Consider the following 19227-nt stretch of genomic DNA (forward strand, 5'->3'; position numbering starts at 1 on the left):
TCCTTCACGGAGGGGGAACTCCCGGTACCCGGCGGGAGCAGCCGGACACCGGGAGGACGCTCAGCCTTCCTCGAGCGTCACGTCAAGGAAGATCGGATGCAGGAAGGGGCCGATCTTGAAGCCCTCGACTTCGGGCCGCACCGCAAAGACCCATTCCCAGCCGGGCGTGTAGAGGCCAACATGTGCGGCATTCTCCATCAGGTACTGGATGACCGCCTGCACCTTCTCCAAACGCGCTTCGGGCTCGATTGTGGTGCGGGTTTCCTCAAGCATCGCGTCAAGCTCGGGCGTCTGGAAGCCGGAATAGGCGCCCGGCGAGTGCCATAGCTGGTAGAGGATGTCCGGATCGTACCAGGACCAGGTCATCATGTCGAAGGTACCGGGAGACGGGTCATCCGGACTCTCGTTCTGCTCCTTCACCCGTGCGTTCATGGTGCCGATGTCCATGATCTCGATGGCGGCCTTGATACCGACCTGCGCGAGTTGCGCCTGGAAGATCTCGGCCAGCTTGTGGCGGTTACCCCCGGTCCAGACGAACATCGTCGTCTCGAGCGGATTATCCGGCCCAAAGCCCATCTCGGCCAGCAGTTCCATTGCCTTCTCGGGATTGTATTCGTAGCCGAATTGCTTGCAGAATTCCTGGTCGTTGCCGAAAACGCCGCGAGCAATCGGGCACCATTCCCGCTGGCTCAACCCGCCGTAGATGATGTCGATCGCCATCTGTGCATCGGTTGCGTAGGCCACCGCCTGACGCGCGCGAATATCGTCGAACGGCGGTCGGGAGATCGTGAACTCCCAGAACACGTTCTGGCCAGTATTGTCGGCGACGACGATGTCGAGTTCGCCTTCGGACTTGATTGCCTCGATGTCATCAAAGGGCGGCTCGGCGATCTGCACCTCGCCGGTGCGCAGCGCTGCAAGGCGCGTCTGCGGCTCTGGAACGGTGCGGACGATCAGCCGGTCGAACATCGGCGGGCCGGCGTTTTCCACCGGTTTGCCGAAATTCTTGAAGTCGGGGTTCGCGTCGAGAACGATCTCGTCCCCCTTTACCCATTCAACGAGCTTGAATGGTCCGCTGCCGATCGCCGTGGAGGACCCGAACGTGTCTGCGGTATTGGTGTCGCAGACCATCGACGAGAAACTATCTGCGAGGAACGGCAGGAAGGCACCGAATTTGCTTTCCAGCGTGACTTGCACCGTCAGGTCGTCGACGACCGTGACATCGGAAATCGGCCCCCAACTGGTCTTCGTCAGGCTGGGAGTGTCGCCGAAAGCGCGGTCGATGGTGAACTTGACGTCGTTGGCGTCGAAAGGCGTGCCGTCATGGCACATGATTCCTTCGTTCAGCGTGAAGGTATAGACCAGCCCGTCCTCGCTCGCCTCATTGCCCGATGCGAGGTTGGGCTGCGGGTTGCCGTCCATGTCGAAGGCCAGGAGCGTGTCGTAGATCTGGTCCCAGACCTGCATCGACAAGGTGCTCGTCGCGCGGTGCGGATCGAGGCTGTCAATGTCGCCATATCGGGCCCAGACGAGTTCCTGTGCGGTCGCGCAGGCTCCTCCAAGGGCCATCGTCCCGGCGAGCGCGGCACCAAGTACCGGCGGTCGCCAAACGTCTCGAAGCAATCGTATTTCCATCGGCATCACCTCCATCAGTTCTCTTCGCGGCGCCTCTTCCGGAGACGCTCCTGATGGAAAAGCTCTTGTTCACCCGCCCGAAGTCACAAGCAATTTTTCACAAGTGATTTTCATTTTTTCAAAATTGACTCTTCTTCCCGATCCAATTCGAACCAAAGCCCGCAGTGCTGAAACGCGGTCACTCGCGCTTGCTGCTTTCTTCAGCCCATTGTGAATGGATCGATTCAATGTACTGGAGCCGCTGCTTCGCAGAATCACCTGTCTCCATCGCGATTCGGGCGCAAAGATACGTGACGAGGCTGAGTGTCGCCGTCATGGATCCGAACAGAGTCGGACCGTCGGACCGCCCGCGCAGGATCACATCGGCACCCCGCTTGTCTCCGGCAGCCATCGTACTCGTCACGAGCACGATCTTCGCGCCAGCGCGCCGGGAGGATCCGATAACATTCCGCAACTCGGCGCTGCGACGCCCGACGCCGAATGCGAGAACCGCATCGGTCGCCCTGATCGAGGCGAATTCCTCCGGAACTGGAAATCCACTGAGAGGGATCATCCTGATGTCAGGGAACACGCGGATCAGCATCGCCCGCGCGAAGAGTGCAAGCGGATAGTCCTCTCCAAATCCGACGACCCAGAGTTTCTCGGCCTCGCACAGCATGCGCACCGCGACTGTTACCTGGTCGGCGGGCAGCGTCTCGAATGTCCGCACCAGGTGTTTCACCTCCGCATCGAGGTATTCACCGGGCGAGAGGGAACCTCCTTCGAGCGCTGGTACCTTTGGTGTGACCCTCGCATTGGCGTTTTCTTCCCGAACTTCCCGCTGCGCGTCCCGGTAACCGGCGTATCCAAGGCGCCGGAACAAGCGGGCAGCGGTCGCCTTGGAAACCCCTGCCTGATCCGCAAGATCGCTGGCCGTGACATGGCTGACGACACCCACATCCTCAAGCAGCAGGTCTGCCAACCGGCGCTCCCCGCGTGGCATCATTTCATAGACAGTCAGCAAACGCTGAGCGATGTGCAGGGTATTTGCCATGGGTATCGCCGTGTTACACGTCGTGGCCGCTTCCGTTCATTCGTACTCCGAGTGAAGAGATACAGTCCACTCATGCTGCAACGAGCGTTTGGTCATCTGGTTCGCGTCCGACCGCCAAGCCAAAATTCTCGCGGTTCTCAAGAACGTGCTGCAATGGCTCGCGTTGCGTCGTCGCGAGATCCGACGAGACCGCTTTCCTTCGGCGCACGCTATTGTGCCAAAAAACGCCCTTGTGGCGATACGTGGTCTCCGTCTGTACTGTGCCGACGAACCAACACCGACCGTAACGCCGGAAATGGGAAGCTACCTGATGCGCCAGATCACCGAACCTGCCCGCCGTGTGAATGTCGTCGTCGAAACCGATGTCATCGTTGTCGGCTCGGGGCCCGGAGGGCTCGCGGCCGCGCTAGCCGCCGCGAGGGCAGGTGTCGATGTGGCCCTCGTCGAGAGGTTTGGTTGTTTCGGAGGCAATATCACCGCCGTCGGGGTCGAGGGGTTTGCGTGGTACCGGCACGAAGCGACGGTCGAGGCTGGCGGCATTGGGCGCGAGTTTGAAACGCGCGCGCAGGAGATGGGCGCGGCCGTTCCGGAAAGCCAGTCGCTCAGCTACGAACTCGACAGCGAGGGCTTCAAGATCGTCGCCGACCGTCTCGTTGAGGAGGCCGGGATCCAGCCAATGCTGCACCGCCAGTTCGTTGCGCCGGTGATGGACGGTGATCGCGTCATCGGCATCATTACCGAATCCAAGGCCGGACGAGAGGCCATCCTCGCCAAACTGGTCATCGACGCGACGGGCGATGCCGACGTGGCCCATCGCGCCGGGGCACCGACCCATATGACACCCCGTGAATCGATGATGGCGGCCTCGGTGATGTTCCACCTCGCCGGCGTCGACAAACGCGCCTTCATGGAAGGGATCAAGGCCGATCCGCAGACCTACCGGGACTGGGGTGGCGGCGGCGAATGGACCATCGAGACCTCCGGCAAGGAGGACGACATGTTCTCGCCCTTCATCAAGAAACCGTTCGACCGAGCGATCGAGGAAGGGTTGATCCCGCCCCATCTGAACACCATCGCCGGAACCTGGGGCGCGATGCATGACACCGGGGAGCTGACCTACATGAACCTGATCCACCTCGACGAGGTTGACGGGACCGACCCGGACAGCCTGACCCGCGGCGAAATCGAGGGCCGTCGGCAGGCAATGCTGGCAATCGAGGCGCTTCGGCGCTTCATGCCCGGTTGCGGTCAGGCGCGGTTGAGAAATTTCGGCATGACCATCGGAATCCGTGACACCCGCAAGATCGACGCGGCCTACAATATGACCGAGACCGATGTTCGCGAACAGGGTCGGTTCGAGGATTCCATCGGGATCTACCCCGAGTTCATCGACGGCTACGGTATCCTGATCCTCCCCACCACAGGGCGCTACATGCAGCTTCCGTACCGGTCGATGCTGCCGAAGAAGATAAGGGGATTGCTGGTGGCCGGGCGGTCGACAGGCGGCGACCGGATCTCCCACGCGGCGACGCGGAACATGTCCTGCTGCGCGGTCGTTGGCCAGGCAGCGGGCGTCGCGGCGGCACAGGCGGTCAAATCGAACCGCGACTTCGGCGAAGTCGATCTGGCGGCGGTTCAATCCGAACTCAAGCGCCAGGGCGTGCGCATTCATTGACGCCGGCCACTACCAGCCGAACCGATCCCGAATCCGGTAAACGAGCACGGAGGGGGCCAGGAACCAGGGCGATCCGCGGTAGAAGGGCCGCGTGGGATAGGGGATACGGTCGAAAGCGGTTTCGCCCCCATCGAGCCCGGCGGCGCGGCGGCCGGTTTTCATGCCGAGATAGCCTGCCATGCCGACGCCGGAGCCGCAGTATCCCATAGCGTGGTAAAGCCCGGCATCCTCACCGGTGTGCATCAGCGTGTCAAAGCTGTAGGCCACGGTGCCGCTCCAGGAATGGCTGAGCCGGGTTCCGTCCAGCGCGGGGAAAAGCCGGGCCAACTCCGCCAGCAGGACCGGACCGGTCCTGTCCGGATTGGACTCCGTCAAGGAAACACGCCCACCGAACAGAACCCGGCTCCGGTCCGGTGCGGGACGGTAGTAGTAAACCAGCTTGCGGGTGTCTGAAAGGACCCGGTCGGTGGGAAAAAGCCGGTCCATCAACGCGGCGGTCACGGGTTCGGTCGCGATCACGTAGGAGCCGATCGGGACCACCCTCCGCCGGTGCCAGGGCGACAGCGGGCCGCTGTAACCGTTGGTGGCGAGGACGACCCGCCCGGCCCGCAGCGCGCCATTTTCCGTGCGCAGCCGGAAGCCGGTGGCCTGGCGCTCCAATTCCGTCACCCGGCACTTCGGCACGATCTGCACGCCAGCGTCACGGCAAAGCCTCAGCAATTCCCTGTGGTACTTTCCCGGGTCGAGGCTCGCGTGCCGGGGAAAGACCGCGCCGCCGAAATACGCGTCCGTTCCGAGTTCCGTCGCCATCTCCCGTTTTGTCACCATGTAGGCGTTGGTCCGGAAGGCCGGGTTGGTTCCAGCAATTTCGCGAGCGAGTCGCTCGTAACTCGCTGCCATGTGCGCGCCGTGAAACCGGCCGACCACGCGAAAATCGGCGTCGAGCTCGTTTTCGACAATGAACCTCTCGGTAAAATCGAGCGACGCCTGGCCATCGCGCAGGATCGCCTCGGCGATCTCCGGGCCCTGACGTGCGGAGAGTTCCGCGAAGGAGGGCTTCACACTGGTGGAAACCTGCCCGCCATTGCGAGTGCTGCAACCCCAGCCCGGCACTTCCGCTTCCAGGATCACCGTGGCGCGCCCTGCCCATGCGCACTGCAGCGCAGCATGGAGACCAGTATAGCCCGACCCCACCACCGCGACATCCGCCTCTGGTGGCAGGGCATCCCCGGCGGATGTGTCGGGAGGCGCAGCCTCCCACCAATAGGGAACGGGTCTGTAGTTCTCCGCGAAGGCCGGCCCATGTGCCATGGAGTGTCTACTCGGACGGGTTCGGGCGTTGGATCGCGACGGAGATCAGCGCCAGCAGCCCCGACCCGACCATCAGGAAGAAAGACACAGCGTTCAGTACCGGTGTCGATCCGACCTTGGCCATCCGATCGTACATGGTGATGGTCAGCGGGCTCTCGGAGCCCACGAGGAACAACGTCGTGTTGAAATTCTCGAACGACACCAGGAAGGCGACGATTCCGGATGCGATCATTGCCGGCCGCAAGAAGGGAAGCGTGATGGTGCGCAATACGCGTGCGCGTCCAGCGCCGAGGTTGAGCGCCGCCTCTTCGAGCGAGATATCGAACTTGCGCAGCCGCGCAGTGATGACGAGCGACGTAATCGTGGTGATGAACGAGAATTGCCCCAGCACCACCAGGAAGATCCCCGGTCTCAGGAGCTCCAGTTCGATACCGAAACGGTCGTAGGTACCGTTGGCGATGTTGCTGGCAAAGACCAGGATCGAGATACCAAGGATCACACCGGGGATGACCAGCGGCACGATCATCAGAATGTAGAAGAAGTTCTTGTACGGAAACTCCCGGCGGACGAAGAGAAAGGCATTCGTTGTGCCGACCGCAACCGACAGCGTCGAGACCATGATCGCGATGACGAAGGAATAGTAGAGCCCGCGCAACAGCCGCCGGTCATGGAACATGCCAAGCTTTGGTTCCGTATCGTTGAAGAACCAGTCGAGCGTGAAGCCCTGCCAGGGCAGCGCCGGGAATAGCGAGTCATTGAAGGCGAAGCTTCCGGCAGCGACGAGTGGTGCAGCCAGGAAAACGAAAAATGCCACCACATAGGCCCGGTAGCCGACCATGAGCGCCTTGCTGGAGTTTGCCCGTGCCATTCCGCCGCTCCTCAGGTCCGCGCCACGGTGTTGGCCAGCGATTGACCGCTCAGACGAAGCCCGAGCCACACGACGAAGGATGTAAACGCAAGCAGCAAGAAGCCGAAGGCGGCGCCGGACTCCCAGTTGAAGCGGGTAATGAACTGGTCGTAGATCTGCTCCGTGAACCAGCTGGAGTTCTTGCCGCCGAGCAGGATTGGCGTGAGGTAGCTGCCAGCGGTCAACATGAAAACAACGATGCACCCCGCGACGATCCCCGGCATTGCATAGGGGACGATGATCCGACGCAGTACCGTCAGGTTGTTGCCGCCGAGATTGTATCCGGCCTCGATCATGTCGTCGCCCATACCGTCGAGCGTGGACACAAGGGGCACGATCATGAACAGGATGACGGTGTAGACGAGCCCGACAACAACGGTCACGTCATTGTAGAGGAACTCGATTCCCTCATCGGTCATGCCAGACCAGATCAACACGCTGGAGACCACCCCGGTTTCGCGCAGCAGCAGGATCCAACCGAAGGCGCGAATAAGGTCACTGACCCAGAGCGGAATCAGGCACATCAGGAACAGTGCCCCGCGCGCCCGTTTGCCCGCGATCTTGGCGATGTAGTAGGCGACCGGAAAGCCGATGAGCAGCGCTAGCACGGTCACCAGCAACGACATCGAACCGGTCCGCAGCAGGGTGTTCCAGTAAATGGGCTCGTTGATGAAATCGATGTAATTGCCGAAGCCGAACTCGTAGACCCGTGGCGCCACCTTCTCGCGCAACGACAGGACCACCATGCCGATATGCGGCAAGATGATCAGCAGGGTGATCCAGAGCGCGAATGGGCTGAAGAGGAGGATCAGGGAAAGGCGTTTGGCGTCGGATGACATTGGCAACCTCAATCCGAAAAACACATTGACTGCGCCGGCGCCCACGAGAGCCGTACCGTGTCGCCTTCGCGCAGGTCCTCGCCTCCGCCGGTGACAACCACGTCTGCCTCGATCAGTGTTCCGGCGGGGCTACGGACCAACACCCGGCTGTTGGCACCATTGAAGAGTACGCTGTCGACAGTGCCGGTGTGCGTGTTTTCGCCCTCGGCCTGCGGCACAGACTCGCCAGGTTTCGTCGCAGCGACGAATTCCGGTCGTACGAAGACCTCGGCGATGTCACCCTGCGCAATGGCCTTCTCGCCATAGGGCGTTCCGACAACGGTCAACCCGACGTCGGTCTCGATCCTGACGCCGTCGCTCCGGACGTCCAGAACACGCCCTTTCCACCGGTTTGAGTCACCGACGAAACCGGCAACGAAGGCGGTTTTCGGTGAATGGTAGAGTTCCTCGGGCCGCCCAACTTGTTCAAATCGACCGGCATTCATCACGGCCACATAGTCGGACATCACCAGCGCCTCGGACTGGTCGTGGGTGATGTAGACAAAAGTGGTGTCGAACTGGTGCTGCAACAGCTTCAGTTCGATCTTCATCGCCTCACGCAACTTGAGGTCCAATGCACCCAGAGGCTCGTCTAGCAACAGCACGTCGGGGTTCAGCGCCATGCACCGGGCGATGGCGATGCGCTGCTTCTGCCCGCCGGAAAGCTGGTGGATTTCCCGCCGCGCCAGATCAGGAAGGGCAACGCGCGCCAACACATCCGCCACCTTCCCCGAAATCTCGTCCTTCGGAGTACCGGCACAACGCAAGCCGTAGGCGATGTTCTCGTAGACATCCATCATGGGGAACAGCGCGAGGTGCTGGAAAACCATCTTCACATTGCGCTTGTTGGGGGGCACCGAGAGCACCGAGGCTCCCTTGATGAAGATGTCGCCGCGAGTCGGGTCCTCGAAACCGGCGATCATCCGCATCAACGTCGTTTTCCCGCACCCCGAAGGCCCGAGAATGGAGAAGAAGGTTCCGCTCGGAATGCGGAAGGAAACATCGTCGACGGCACGAAAATCTCCAAAATCCTTGTAGATTCCAGTGCACTCAAGGTCGAAGGCGTCGGCGGCAGTCATGTCGTCCCGGTCGTCCATAGTCTGTTTCAGCGGAGGTTGATGCCGGGGCGGCGCGGCACGGCGCCGTCCCGGTCCTTTGAAAGATCATCCGCCGGTTGCGGCCTTGATCTTCTCCAATGTCTTGCCTTCCATATCCTCGACGCCCGGCGGGATATTGGCAAAGAACTTCAGATTGTCGATGTCGGCCTGGGTAAAGGCCGCATTGACTGCCGCTTTCTTGTCCTCCGGCAACAGGTCAGCTCCACCCTGAACAGCGGCAATGGCGCCGGTGCTACCAGACATGACGGTGATGTTTTCCGGTTCGAGAACGAAGTTGATCCACTTGTAGGCGGCGTCGTCTGCCTTGCCTTTTGCGGGAATCGCGAATGTATCGATCCAGGTCAGCGCACCCGTCTCGGGCGGGATGAACACGATGTCGTTGTTCTGGTCATAGAGCTTGTAGGCGGTCGAGTCCCAAGTTTCCGAGGCCACGATTTCGCCCGAGAGCATCATGGCCGACAGGTCGTCGCCGCCCTGCCAATAGGCCTTGATGTTCTCCTTGCACGCAATCAGCTCATCAGCGACCCGGTCGAGCAACTCCTGGTACTTGTCCAGATCCGCGTACATGGCGAATGGGTCTTCGCCCATGGCGAATGCGGTGCCGAGCAGGATCGTGCGCTTCAGCCGCATCGACGTTTTTCCCTGGTAGGCGGGATTGCAGAGATCGCCCCAGCTCTTCACGTCGGGAGCTTTGGTCATGTCGGCCATCAGTCCGGATGTGCCCCACTGGTGTGGAACCGCATAAACCTCGCCTTCGATCGTCGTGTTAGCCTTGACCGCTTCAAGGTGGACCGGCGACATCGCGTCTGTGTTGATCTGCGACAGGTCGAGTGGCTTGTAGATTCCGTATTCGAGCTGAGCGGCATAGATCCGGTCGTGGCTCGGCTGGGCAAGATCAAAGCCCGCGCCACCAGTCGCGCGAAGCTTGGCGATCATCTCCTCGTTGTTGGAAAACGTCACCTCGACCGTGATGTCAGGGTACATTTCCTCGAACTTCTGAATGAGTTCCTCCGGGGCATATGAGCCCCAGGTCAGCAGGCGGAGAGTTTCGGCTGAGGCAGCCGAAGCCGACAGCGCGGTTGCGGCCAAAAGGCTTGTAAACAGAATAGATGGTTTCATATTTTTCTCCCTGTCGATTTCTTACGAAGCCTTCATCGCGGCCTCTGGGCATGGACTGTAGGGCAGTTTTTGGGTTTTGTCGCTGCGTTAGCGTCCCAGATGAAAAAAGGGATTTCTGGACCAATTCGAACCAGTCTGTCCGAGGACGGGATTGCCGTCCTTTGTTCCGCGCGGGGACCATGCCGATCGGTGATATCGGAGGCACGAATCGCCGCGCACGTGGCACTTGAGGCGTTGCTGTGTCCAGCAGCGACACGGTTGAAGTCCGAGTCTCGGCCGCACCTTTGTCACGAGGCTCTCAAGTATCCATCCGCATGTCCGACGCACGAAAAAAACCAGCAACGAGTTTCACGACGCCATGCGCCGCGGGGCAAGTGGCAGGACTCGACGTGACTACTGGTGGCTGAAGCGGCACCCATAATCCTGCACCCGCAAGACTCGAGGGCTCGGGATACACGCTTTTTCACCTCGCGAGGCGACACCTTTTGCCACCTCTGCGCGGGGCCAGACCAATCAATCGCCTTCTACTCTGGAGACTCCAGTCGCGATCAGGGTCAGACACCGACTGCTCCGCGGTTTCACAATGCGTCGGCGCCACCAGGCACATCAAGTCGAACGGGAGGCCGAATCCGGGGCCTTCCCGTACCACGCGCCGACGGTCTGGGACCGGGAAAACCGGCTTTCACACCCCAATCGCGCAGCGAGTTGCGGCAAATCATACAAGCCGCCTTAGTGCTCTGGTACGCTTCGCTTGCTGATGATGTGCCAGGATGGGGTGGCAGGTCGCAGCGTGGTCGCGGCGCCTGAGCGCTCCCCACCCTTCACGGATGAAGGAGGCGGAACTCATGGCAAGACTATCTGGAACAAGATTTGTCGATCATATTGTCGGGACGAACGTTGCCGACATCATTCGCGGGTTCGGCGGGAATGACATCCTCAAGGGCCGTGGTGGGAACGACGACATCCGTGGCAGCCTGGGCAATGACTGGATCTGGGGTGGTCACGGCAACGACAAGTTGTCCGGCGGCGAAGGCGATGATTTTCTTTTCGGCGAGAGTGGCAACGACACATTGAACGGAAATGACGGCGATGACGCGTTGATCGGCGGGGACGGCAATGACGGTCTTAAGGGCGGAAGAGGTGACGATCTGCTGTTCGGCGAGCAGACAGATGACCGCCTGGTGTTCGCCGGACCTGGCGCCGACATAGCCGCCGGCGGAAGCGGTGATGACACTGTTGTGTGGGACCAAGCCTCCGACGGGTCCGACGGCCTGTGGGACATCGCAGTCGGCGGCAATGCCCTGACAATCGACACGACCGGCGAGATCGCCTCGGCCCGACCGGTGTCGGAAGACAGCGACATGCTTCTGCTGACCGTTGCCGATGCCGACGTCGCGGCGATCCTGGAGGCGGAGATCCGCGCCAGATACGACGGCGTCAACTACGCACGGCTCGACTCGATTGGTCTGGTGATTGCGGAGTTCGAGACAGTCACCATCAAGCTCGAAGGCGTCGCCGGCTACCACGCGGTGCTGGACGCGGATGACTTCACCGGCGAGTCCCTGATGGAGGGATTGTTCAGTGGCACCAACGGTGACGATACACTGATTTCGCTCCCGGGGCCCGACCCACTGTCTCCCGGGGACGACGATGACGACATCTTTCTTGGCGGGGACGGGAACGACGAGATCCGCCCGGATCCAATCGAATACGTCAGCCGCGAGCCGCCGTGGGGAACCGGCACCGGGAACCACATCATCTTCGGACAGGGGGGCGACGACGACGTGATCACCGGCTTCGGCGACGACTTCATCTACGGTGGGACCGGCAACGATCACATCAACAGTGCCCACGGTAACGATACACTTGTGGGCGGCGCCGGCAACGACGTGCTTTGGGCAAGTTACGGCAACGACACGCTTATTGGCGGTGCGGGGAACGACAATCTCTACGGCGGGCATTGGGACACCGGCTTCACCAACACCTATTCGGGCGGCTCGGGCGATGACGTGTTGTTCGCGAGCGCAGGTGACGACGTGATGGAGGGTGGCGCGGGAGCCGATACATTCAGGTACATGAGCGACAGGGACTTTCTCGGTCGCGGAGGACACGACACCATCACGGACTACGAACAGGAAGATACGATCCTGTTCATCGGCGGGTTCGGCGTGGAATCGGTCGCGCAGGTCGGGAGCGACGTCGTTCTTTCGATGGGGCCGGACTCAGACCTCACGGTCCTGAACACGACCATCGACTTGGTGCTCGACGACATCGCCGGGTGGTATGACGGGCCGGTCATCTCGTAAGGTTCGCAACCTGTTGACTGCCGGGTGCGGTCATGCGCCGACGACGGACAGGCGCGGGAACGATGCGGCAAAACACGCATGTGTCCGTTTGCAGTTCTCTTTGCGATCGTTGATATGGCGGAAGCGGTGGGATTCGAACCCACGATACGGTTTCCCGTATGCCAGTTTTCAAGACTGGAGCCTTCAACCACTCGGCCACGCTTCCATGTACCGACGCGCTACGCGGTGGATTACCCGGGTTTGGGTGTCACCGGTCTGTCGTATCAATCGCTTCGGCGCGCACTTGTAATCACACTCTCGATGCCTGATCCAGCGCTGAAAAACAGAATCCGATCTCTGGCCCGCTGAGCGTGTTGCCCGTTCGGCAACAATTTTCACCGGTCGGCTGAGACGAATGCCTCATCGAACACCAATAACATCGACAGTACGTCTCGCCCCTTCCCCCATGGCACAAGTCCCTGTATAACAGTCGCAAGTGGGCCGGAAAACGGTCTGATATCGAGCGGTGGGGCCGTCGGCCGGCCCCGGACAAGCGCGAGCAACGCGCGGAAAAGAGGTCAAGAATGGACAGATACAGGCTGACTCTGTTCCTCGGAGCGTCATTGTTGGTTTTGCCGGTTTCAGGGTGCATGGATGGCGCCAACGGGAATTCCAAAGCGCCCGAAGGAGAAGCGACAGCCTTCTCCGAACGACCCGCCAGCGGTGCACTTGTCGAGCGCGATGTCGAGGCACCCGAGGTTTTCCAGGTGAGCGACACCGGCTTGTGGGACGGCCGCCCGTCCCTCGGCGGGGTTTGGGTCGCCTATCCGGAGATCGCCAATCCGGAGCGCGTCGTTATTCGCAACGAGACCAATGGCAACTTCGTGATTGGCGCGTTGTTCAAGCGTGAACGGGAACACCCCGGCCCCAAGCTCCAGGTGTCATCTGATGCGGCGGCTGCCCTGGGGCTGTTGGCGGGCCAACCGACTGCGCTGAATGTCACGGCATTGCGACGCGAGGAGCCTGCGGAACCCGTCATTGTTGCCGCCGAACCGGCCACGGACGTTCAGGTGGCGGAGGCAAGCGACGCACCAGCGACCGACGCACAGGCAATTGCCGCCGAAGCGACCGCCGCCGTAGCCACGACCGAGACCGATCTCGGCGCGCCTATTGCGGCCGGTACGTTGGGCGGCGAAGGTGCAGAGGCGGACGCACAAGTCCCAGCCATCGCAACCGCGGCGAATGCTGACGGCTCGGCTGCGGAGGCCGCAGTGGAAGTCGCCGCCGTGAATACCGCGACAAAGAAAAAGTGGAACTGGAACCCATTCCGCCGCAAGAAGGCTGAGGAGGTGATAACGCCGGCCGCAGCCCCCGCCCCGATGATGGACCTTGCAGCAACGGACACGGTGACAGCCGAACCACTGGGCGTGGTTGCCGAGGAAGCCGCCGCAGCGCCTGAGGCCATTGCCGCCAGTCGCGCCGCCGCGCCCAATATCGACCGGCCGTATGTGCAGATCGGTATTTTCTCGGTGCAGGAGAACGCGAATAACACCGCCGAGGCAATGCGCCAGAACGGCGTCTCCCCGCGCGTCTTCGAGCAGGAGAGCAGCGGCAAGACCTTCTGGCGTGTCGTCGTCGGACCAGCCACCTCGAAGTCCGATCGGGCCTCGATGCTACGAAAAGTGAAGGATCTGGGATTCACTGACGCCTATCCCGTCAGTGGCTGACAGGCTACAGATACGGCCATGATGCGAAAGTTCACCGCTCTTCTGATTCTGGCCGCCAGCCTGACCGCTCATGCGGCCTACGCGGCCTTCGAAACCCGTGCGACAGCTGCGTGGGTGCTGGACCAGACAACGGGCACTGTCCTGCTGTCCAAGAATGCCGAACAACCGCTACCGCCAGCGTCAATGTCGAAGCTGATGACACTCGACATGCTGTTTGAGGCGCTGCGCGATGGCCGCGTTACACTGGACACTCGGTTCAGCGTCTCCGACAAGGCAGCCGCCATGGGCGGCTCTTCGATGTTTCTCACCCCGAAGGATCGCCCGACGGTCGAGGAACTCATCAAGGGAATCGTCGTCCAGTCGGGCAACGATGCCTGCGTTGTTGTCGCCGAAGGACTCGCAGGTACGGAAGAAGGCTTCGCGCGCCTGATGAACGAACGCGCGCGGGCAATCGGGTTGAAAAACTCGACCTTTGCCAACGCCTCGGGCTGGCCGAACCCGAACCACAAGATGTCGATGGAGGATCTGGGCCTTCTCGCCCGGCGTCTCATCGAGGAATTTCCGGAGTATTACGGGTATTTCGGGATGACCGAGTTTGCCTATGACGGCCGCGTTCCCTCCAATCATCGCAACCGGAACCCGCTTCTGAGCCTTGGCATCGGTGCGGACGGGCTGAAGACCGGCCACACCGCAGAGGCCGGCTACGGCCTCGTGGGGTCCGCGGTACAAGGCGACCGCCGCATCGTTTTCGTCATCTCCGGTCTCGGCAACGAGGTCGAGCGCGCGGAAGAGGCCGAGAGCATCGTCAACTGGGCGTTCCGCCAATTCGTGCAGAAGACGGTTGCCGAAAAGGGGACACGTCTTGCGACAGCCCCGGTCTGGATGGGATCTCAACGCAATGTGGGCATGGTCGTACCGGAAGACCTCAGCCTGTTGGTTCCAGCCGTCGTTCGAGGTGAAATCGAGGCTGAGGTCACATACGAGACACCGTTGCGCGCACCAATCGCAGAGGGGCAGCAAATCGGCACGCTGATCGTCGATCTGCCCGATCTCGACCGTCAGGAACTGCCACTAACGGCTGAAACCGCCGTTGCCCGAGGCGGGTTTCTGCCACGCGTACGCACCGCGGCCTATGTTCTCTTCCGCCAAGTGACCGGGCAGGCCGCAGGGCTCTGATCCGATGACCACGCAATTCCCCCGGCGCGGGGTGTTCATCTCTTTCGAAGGTATCGACGGTTCCGGCAAATCCACGCAGGCACGCCTGCTCGCCGAAGCGCTCGAAGCGGCGGGATATCCGGTCGTGCTCACGCGGGAACCGGGTGGGTCTACAGGTGCCGAGGAAATCCGCAGCCTGGTGCTGGAGGGTGACCCATCGCGCTGGTCGCCGGAAACGGAGATCCTTCTGTTCACCGCAGCACGCCGCGACCACCTGGAAAAGCGGATCTGGCCAGCGCTGGACGCAGGTAAAGTCGTGGTGACAGACCGCTTTGCCGATAGTACGCGCCTGTATCAGGGGCTACGCGGCAAGGGGTTGCGCGATGAAGTGGATCAGCTCCACGACATGATCATACGAACGGAGCCCGACATCACCTTCGTCATCGACATGGACCCTGCGGAGGGCCTGTCTCGCGCCAAGGGCCGGCAAACAAGCGAAGAACGGTTCGAGGATTTTGGCGAAGAGCTACAGCGCAAAATGCGTGCGGGATTTCTTGACCTTGTGCGCACGCACCCGGAGCGCTGTATCCTGATCGACGGCGGGCGCAGCGTCGAGGCTGTGGCGCTCGACGTGCGGGATCGGGCGCTGTCCCGCCTCCCCGAACCGGCCGACCGATGAGCGACGCCGACGACCTTCCCGAACCGGATCGGCTGGAAGGCGCACCGCACCCGAGAGATACACTCCGGCTGCTTGGGCAAGACGGCGCGGAAGCAGCATTCATAGATGCGTTCAACAGCGGCCGTATGCACCATGCCTGGCTCATCACCGGTCCTCGCGGGGTGGGCAAGGCGACGTTGGCGTGGCGTCTCGCTCGATTTCTGCTCACGGCGCCGGACTCAGGCTCCGAAGACGGTCTCTTCGGGGCGCCGCCTCCGCCCGTCACGCTTGAGACGGACCCGGAGCACCCTGTTGTCCGCCGGATGAACGCGTTGTCCGAACCGCGCCTGTTCTTGTTGCGCCGCCCGTGGGACACGAAGGCCAAGCGGCTGAAACAGGATATCACGGTTGACGAGGCGCGGAAGCTCAAGGGCTTTTTCGCTATGTCCGCAACCGATGGCGGCCGGCGAGTCGTGATCGTGGATGCCGCCGACGAGATGAACACTTCCGCCGCAAACGCGGTACTCAAACTGTTGGAAGAACCGCCCGCGAACGCCTTCTTGCTGCTCGTCTCTCACCAGCCGTCGCGCCTGCTTCCGACGATCCGGTCCCGCTGCCGTACCCTGCGCTGCCAGCCGCTTTCTGCCGAGTCCTTGGTCGCGGCGCTGGAGGCGGCGGGGGCAGAGATGCCGGAGGATACGGCCGCCACGATGGCGCTTTCGGATGGATCCGTCGGTTCGGCATTTCGGCTGCTGTCCGACAACGGGCTCTCGACATACGCCGGATTGGTGCGACTTTTCGATGCGGCCCCGAAGATTGACCGAAGCCGCGCGCTGGCGTTCTGTGATGCCGCCGGCGCGCGCGGTGGCGAGACAACTGTCGATCAAGCCCTGCAGATGATCGATCTGTTCCTCACCCGGCTTGCACGAACCGGCATCATGGGTCCGCCAACTCCCGAAGCCGCACCCGGAGAAAGCGCTTGCCTGTCCCGGCTTTGCCCCCATCCGGGCGCGGCACGGTTTTGGGCGGCGTTGCAGCAATCGCTGAGCGAACGAACCCGTCACGGGATCGCGGTCAACCTTGACCCTGCCGCTCTGCTGCTTGATACGGTTCTCAAGATCAACGCGGGCGCCGATGAGGTCATGTCCGCGCCAGTTTGAGCCGAGCAACCATGCCCCAACCGCAGATCGTGGACAGCCACTGTCACCTGGATTTCCCGGATTTTGACGGCCAGCACGCAGATATTGTCGCGCGCGCTGCCGAGGCGGGTGTATCGCGCATGGTAACCATCTGCACCAAGTTGCGCCTGGAACCGCAGGTTCGCGCCATCGCCGAGGCCCATGACTCGGTGTTCTATGCCGCGGGAACGCACCCGATGAGCGCGGCGGACGAACCACTGGCAACAGTGGAGGAACTGATTGCGCTCGCGGCGCATCCCAAGTTCGTTGGGATCGGCGAGAGCGGGCTGGACTACCACTACACGGCCGACACTGCCGGGATACAGCAGGAGAGTCTGCGAACTCACATTGAGGCTTGCCGTCAGACCGGACTGCCCCTCATCATTCACGCCCGCGACGCCGACGATGACATGGCCCGAATCCTGACCGAGGAGCACGGCAGAGGCGCTTTCGACTGCGTCATGCATTGCTTCAGCTCGGGGGCGAAACTCGCACAGGCGGCGCTCGATCTCGGTTTCTACCTCTCGATGTCCGGCATCGCCGCCTTTCCTCGCAGCAACGAGCTACGCGACATCTTCGCCGCCGCGCCGGTCGACCGGATCCTTGTCGAGACCGACGCGCCCTATCTCGCGCCGCCTCCGCATCGGGGCAAACGGAACGAACCGGCTTACTCAGCGTTGACCGCCCGCGTCGGCGCCGAGGTTTTCGACCTCAGCTACGAAGAGTTCGCTTCCCGGACCACCGCCAATTTCGACCGTCTTTTCGCCAAGGCCGCTGCATGGGACAAGGCTGCCTGATGCCCGAGCTTCGCTTTACCATTCTAGGTTGCGGTTCGTCCGGCGGCGTGCCGAGGGTTGGTGGGCTCTGGGGCGCTTGTGACCCTGACAATCCGAAGAATTCCCGTCATCGCTGTTCGCTTCTGGTCGAGCGGCTCGACGGCGAGGCGGTCACTCGCGTTCTCATCGATACCTCCCCTGACCTGCGCCACCAATTGCTCGGTGCCGGCGTCGGCGTTCTCGATGGCGTGGTCTATACGCATGATCATGCCGATCACACCCATGGCATCGACGACCTTCGTATGGTGGTCTTCGCGCGGCGAAGCCGCCTACCTGTCTGGGCGGACTCGGCGACTCAGGATTCGTTGTACAAGCGTTTCGGGTATGCCTTTGTACAGCCCGAGGGATCTGACTATCCGCCGATCCTGGACATGCAGAGCATTGACGGGCCGATCTCGGTGAACGGCGCCGCCGGTCCTGTCGACCTGGCGCCGATCCGGGTGCGGCACGGCAATATCGACGCGCTTGGTTTCCGGATCGGGAGGCTGGTTTACATGCCGGACGTGAGCGAGATTCCCGACACGGCCTGGCCGCTCCTTGAGGGGCTCGACTGCTGGATCCTCGATGCGCTGCGCTACACGCCCCACCCCAGCCACGCCCATCTGGATATGTCGCTGGAATGGATCGCGCGTGCCCGCCCGCGGCGCGCGGTCCTGACCAACCTGCACATCGACATGGACTACGCCACCCTCGCAGCGCAGACCCCGGAGTACGTTGTTCCGGCCCACGACGGTCTCACACTCAGCCTCGGAGGGTAAGCCCGTGTTCGATATCCTCGTCACGATCCTGCCGGTTTTCCTCGTGGTCGGGTTCGGCTACGTCGCCGTGCGGCAATCGCTCTTCCCTGAAAGCGGAGTGGACGGGTTGATGAAGTTCTCACAGAACTTCGCCATTCCCGCCCTGCTCTTTCGCGCGATGTCGACCTTGGAGATTGGTGAGACTTTCGCGCCTGCCCTCTTCCTGAGTTACTATAGCGGCGCCACGATATCCGCGCTCGTCGCCTTCGCCGGCGCACGCTACCTGTTTCACCGGCCGTGGGAAGACAGCGTTGCCATCGGCTTCTGCGGGCTCTTTGCCAACGGCCTGCTCTTGGGCGTGCCCATTACCGAGCAGGCCTTCGGGCCCGCTTCCACGGAGTCGAACTTCGTCATCATCTCGGTCAATTCGCTCTATTGCTATGGTTTCGGCATCACTGCGATGGAGGTCGTGCGCGCCCGCACGAGCGGTGGAACGCTTGCACAATTGCCCGGCAGGGTGCTGAAGGCGATGTTCCGCAATGCGATGATCCTTGGCATCGTCTCTGGCTTGGCGGTCAATCTTTCCGGCGTCGCGCTGCCAGCCTTTTTCACAAATGCGCTCGACCTGATGGCGCGTGCCGCACTGCCCGCCGCGCTCTTCGGTCTTGGTGGTGTTCTCTGCCAGTACCGGCCGGAGGGCGACCTGCGCACGATCGCCTGGATCGTCCTCGCCTCCCTGGTTGTTCATCCCGCGGTTACCTGGTCTGTCGGAACCACATTCGCGCTCCCCGAACCGGCCTTCCGCTCGGCGGTGACAATGGCAGCCATGGCTCCGGGCGTGAATACCTACATCTTTGCGAACATGTATGGCGTGGCCCGGCGCGTGGTTGCCTCCGCAGTGTTGATCGGCACCGCCGTATCACTCGTCACGAGCTGGTTCTGGCTGACGCTCCTTCACTGAGCGTGCGTGTCCTG

General features: G+C 61.9%; 16 protein-coding genes and 1 tRNA gene. 9 read left to right on the top strand and 8 right to left on the bottom strand.

Annotation, left to right across the window (positions count from 1 at the left end; all coding sequences use genetic code 11):
• Positions 1–60: 60 nt before the first annotated feature.
• On the bottom strand, positions 61–1650 hold the full coding sequence (locus ARC39_RS20835; RefSeq protein ID WP_236545323.1) for an ABC transporter substrate-binding protein: 1590 nt from the start codon (positions 1648–1650) through the stop codon (positions 61–63).
• 163 nt (positions 1651–1813) lie between these two features.
• Positions 1814–2668, bottom strand: a complete 855-nt coding sequence (locus ARC39_RS20840; RefSeq protein WP_068117357.1) for a MurR/RpiR family transcriptional regulator — start codon at positions 2666–2668, stop codon at positions 1814–1816.
• A 310-nt stretch (positions 2669–2978) separates the two neighbouring features.
• On the opposite strand from ARC39_RS20840, the gene ARC39_RS20845 reads away from it, so the two are divergent.
• Positions 2979–4343 carry an FAD-dependent oxidoreductase gene (locus ARC39_RS20845; protein WP_201455784.1) on the top strand — a complete coding sequence of 455 codons (1365 nt, stop codon included), beginning with the start codon at positions 2979–2981 and terminating at the stop codon, positions 4341–4343.
• 9 nt (positions 4344–4352) lie between these two features.
• On the opposite strand, the gene ARC39_RS20850 is transcribed toward ARC39_RS20845, so the two are convergent.
• The 5 genes from ARC39_RS20850 to ARC39_RS20870 form a co-directional block, all read right to left on the bottom strand.
• Positions 4353–5654, bottom strand: a complete 1302-nt coding sequence (locus ARC39_RS20850; RefSeq protein ID WP_068117359.1) for an NAD(P)/FAD-dependent oxidoreductase — start codon at positions 5652–5654, stop codon at positions 4353–4355.
• 7 nt (positions 5655–5661) lie between these two features.
• The gene (locus ARC39_RS20855; RefSeq protein WP_068117362.1) at positions 5662–6522 is read right to left on the bottom strand and encodes an ABC transporter permease; all 861 of its coding nucleotides are present in this window, start codon (positions 6520–6522) and stop codon (positions 5662–5664) included.
• An 11-nt stretch (positions 6523–6533) separates the two neighbouring features.
• Positions 6534–7400 carry an ABC transporter permease gene (locus ARC39_RS20860; protein WP_068117364.1) on the bottom strand — a complete coding sequence of 289 codons (867 nt, stop codon included), beginning with the start codon at positions 7398–7400 and terminating at the stop codon, positions 6534–6536.
• A gap of 8 nt (positions 7401–7408) precedes the next feature.
• On the bottom strand, positions 7409–8536 hold the full coding sequence (locus ARC39_RS20865) for an ABC transporter ATP-binding protein (protein WP_236545329.1): 1128 nt from the start codon (positions 8534–8536) through the stop codon (positions 7409–7411).
• A 66-nt stretch (positions 8537–8602) separates the two neighbouring features.
• Positions 8603–9676 carry an extracellular solute-binding protein gene (locus tag ARC39_RS20870; RefSeq protein ID WP_068117366.1) on the bottom strand — a complete coding sequence of 358 codons (1074 nt, stop codon included), beginning with the start codon at positions 9674–9676 and terminating at the stop codon, positions 8603–8605.
• 845 nt (positions 9677–10521) lie between these two features.
• Between ARC39_RS20870 and ARC39_RS20875 the strand changes: the two genes are divergently transcribed.
• Positions 10522–11982 (top strand): calcium-binding protein, encoded by a 1461-nt coding sequence (locus ARC39_RS20875; protein ID WP_068117369.1) that lies wholly within the window; start codon positions 10522–10524, stop codon positions 11980–11982.
• A gap of 115 nt (positions 11983–12097) precedes the next feature.
• On the opposite strand, the gene ARC39_RS20880 is transcribed toward ARC39_RS20875, so the two are convergent.
• Positions 12098–12187 (bottom strand) — tRNA-Ser (locus tag ARC39_RS20880).
• A 358-nt stretch (positions 12188–12545) separates the two neighbouring features.
• Here ARC39_RS20880 and ARC39_RS26300 point away from each other — a divergent pair.
• From ARC39_RS26300 to ARC39_RS20915, 7 genes are read left to right on the top strand one after another with little or no spacing between them, the layout of a single operon-like run.
• On the top strand, positions 12546–13688 hold the full coding sequence (locus ARC39_RS26300; protein ID WP_236545331.1) for an SPOR domain-containing protein: 1143 nt from the start codon (positions 12546–12548) through the stop codon (positions 13686–13688).
• Between the two features lie 21 nt (positions 13689–13709).
• Positions 13710–14864, top strand: coding sequence for a D-alanyl-D-alanine carboxypeptidase family protein (locus ARC39_RS20890; protein WP_149866505.1), 1155 nt, complete (start codon positions 13710–13712; stop codon positions 14862–14864).
• 4 nt (positions 14865–14868) lie between these two features.
• The gene (gene tmk / locus ARC39_RS20895; protein WP_068117375.1) at positions 14869–15522 is read left to right on the top strand and encodes a dTMP kinase; all 654 of its coding nucleotides are present in this window, start codon (positions 14869–14871) and stop codon (positions 15520–15522) included.
• A complete protein-coding gene (locus tag ARC39_RS20900; protein WP_068117378.1) occupies positions 15519–16661 on the top strand; it encodes a DNA polymerase III subunit delta' in 1143 nt (380 codons plus the stop codon). The genes tmk and ARC39_RS20900 overlap by 4 nt, the downstream gene beginning before the upstream one ends.
• An 11-nt stretch (positions 16662–16672) precedes the next feature.
• Entirely contained in the window at positions 16673–17476 is an 804-nt protein-coding gene (locus ARC39_RS20905; protein ID WP_068117379.1) for a TatD family hydrolase, read from the top strand.
• On the top strand, positions 17476–18273 hold the full coding sequence (locus ARC39_RS20910; RefSeq protein ID WP_068117380.1) for an MBL fold metallo-hydrolase: 798 nt from the start codon (positions 17476–17478) through the stop codon (positions 18271–18273). The genes ARC39_RS20905 and ARC39_RS20910 overlap by 1 nt, the downstream gene beginning before the upstream one ends.
• A gap of 4 nt (positions 18274–18277) precedes the next feature.
• Complete coding sequence (locus ARC39_RS20915) at positions 18278–19213, top strand: AEC family transporter (protein ID WP_068117384.1); 936 nt, start codon at positions 18278–18280, stop codon at positions 19211–19213.
• Positions 19214–19227 lie beyond the last annotated feature (14 nt).

This window comes from Tropicimonas marinistellae (assembly GCF_001509585.1).
GTDB classification, from domain to species: Bacteria; Pseudomonadota; Alphaproteobacteria; order Rhodobacterales; family Rhodobacteraceae; genus Tropicimonas; species Tropicimonas marinistellae.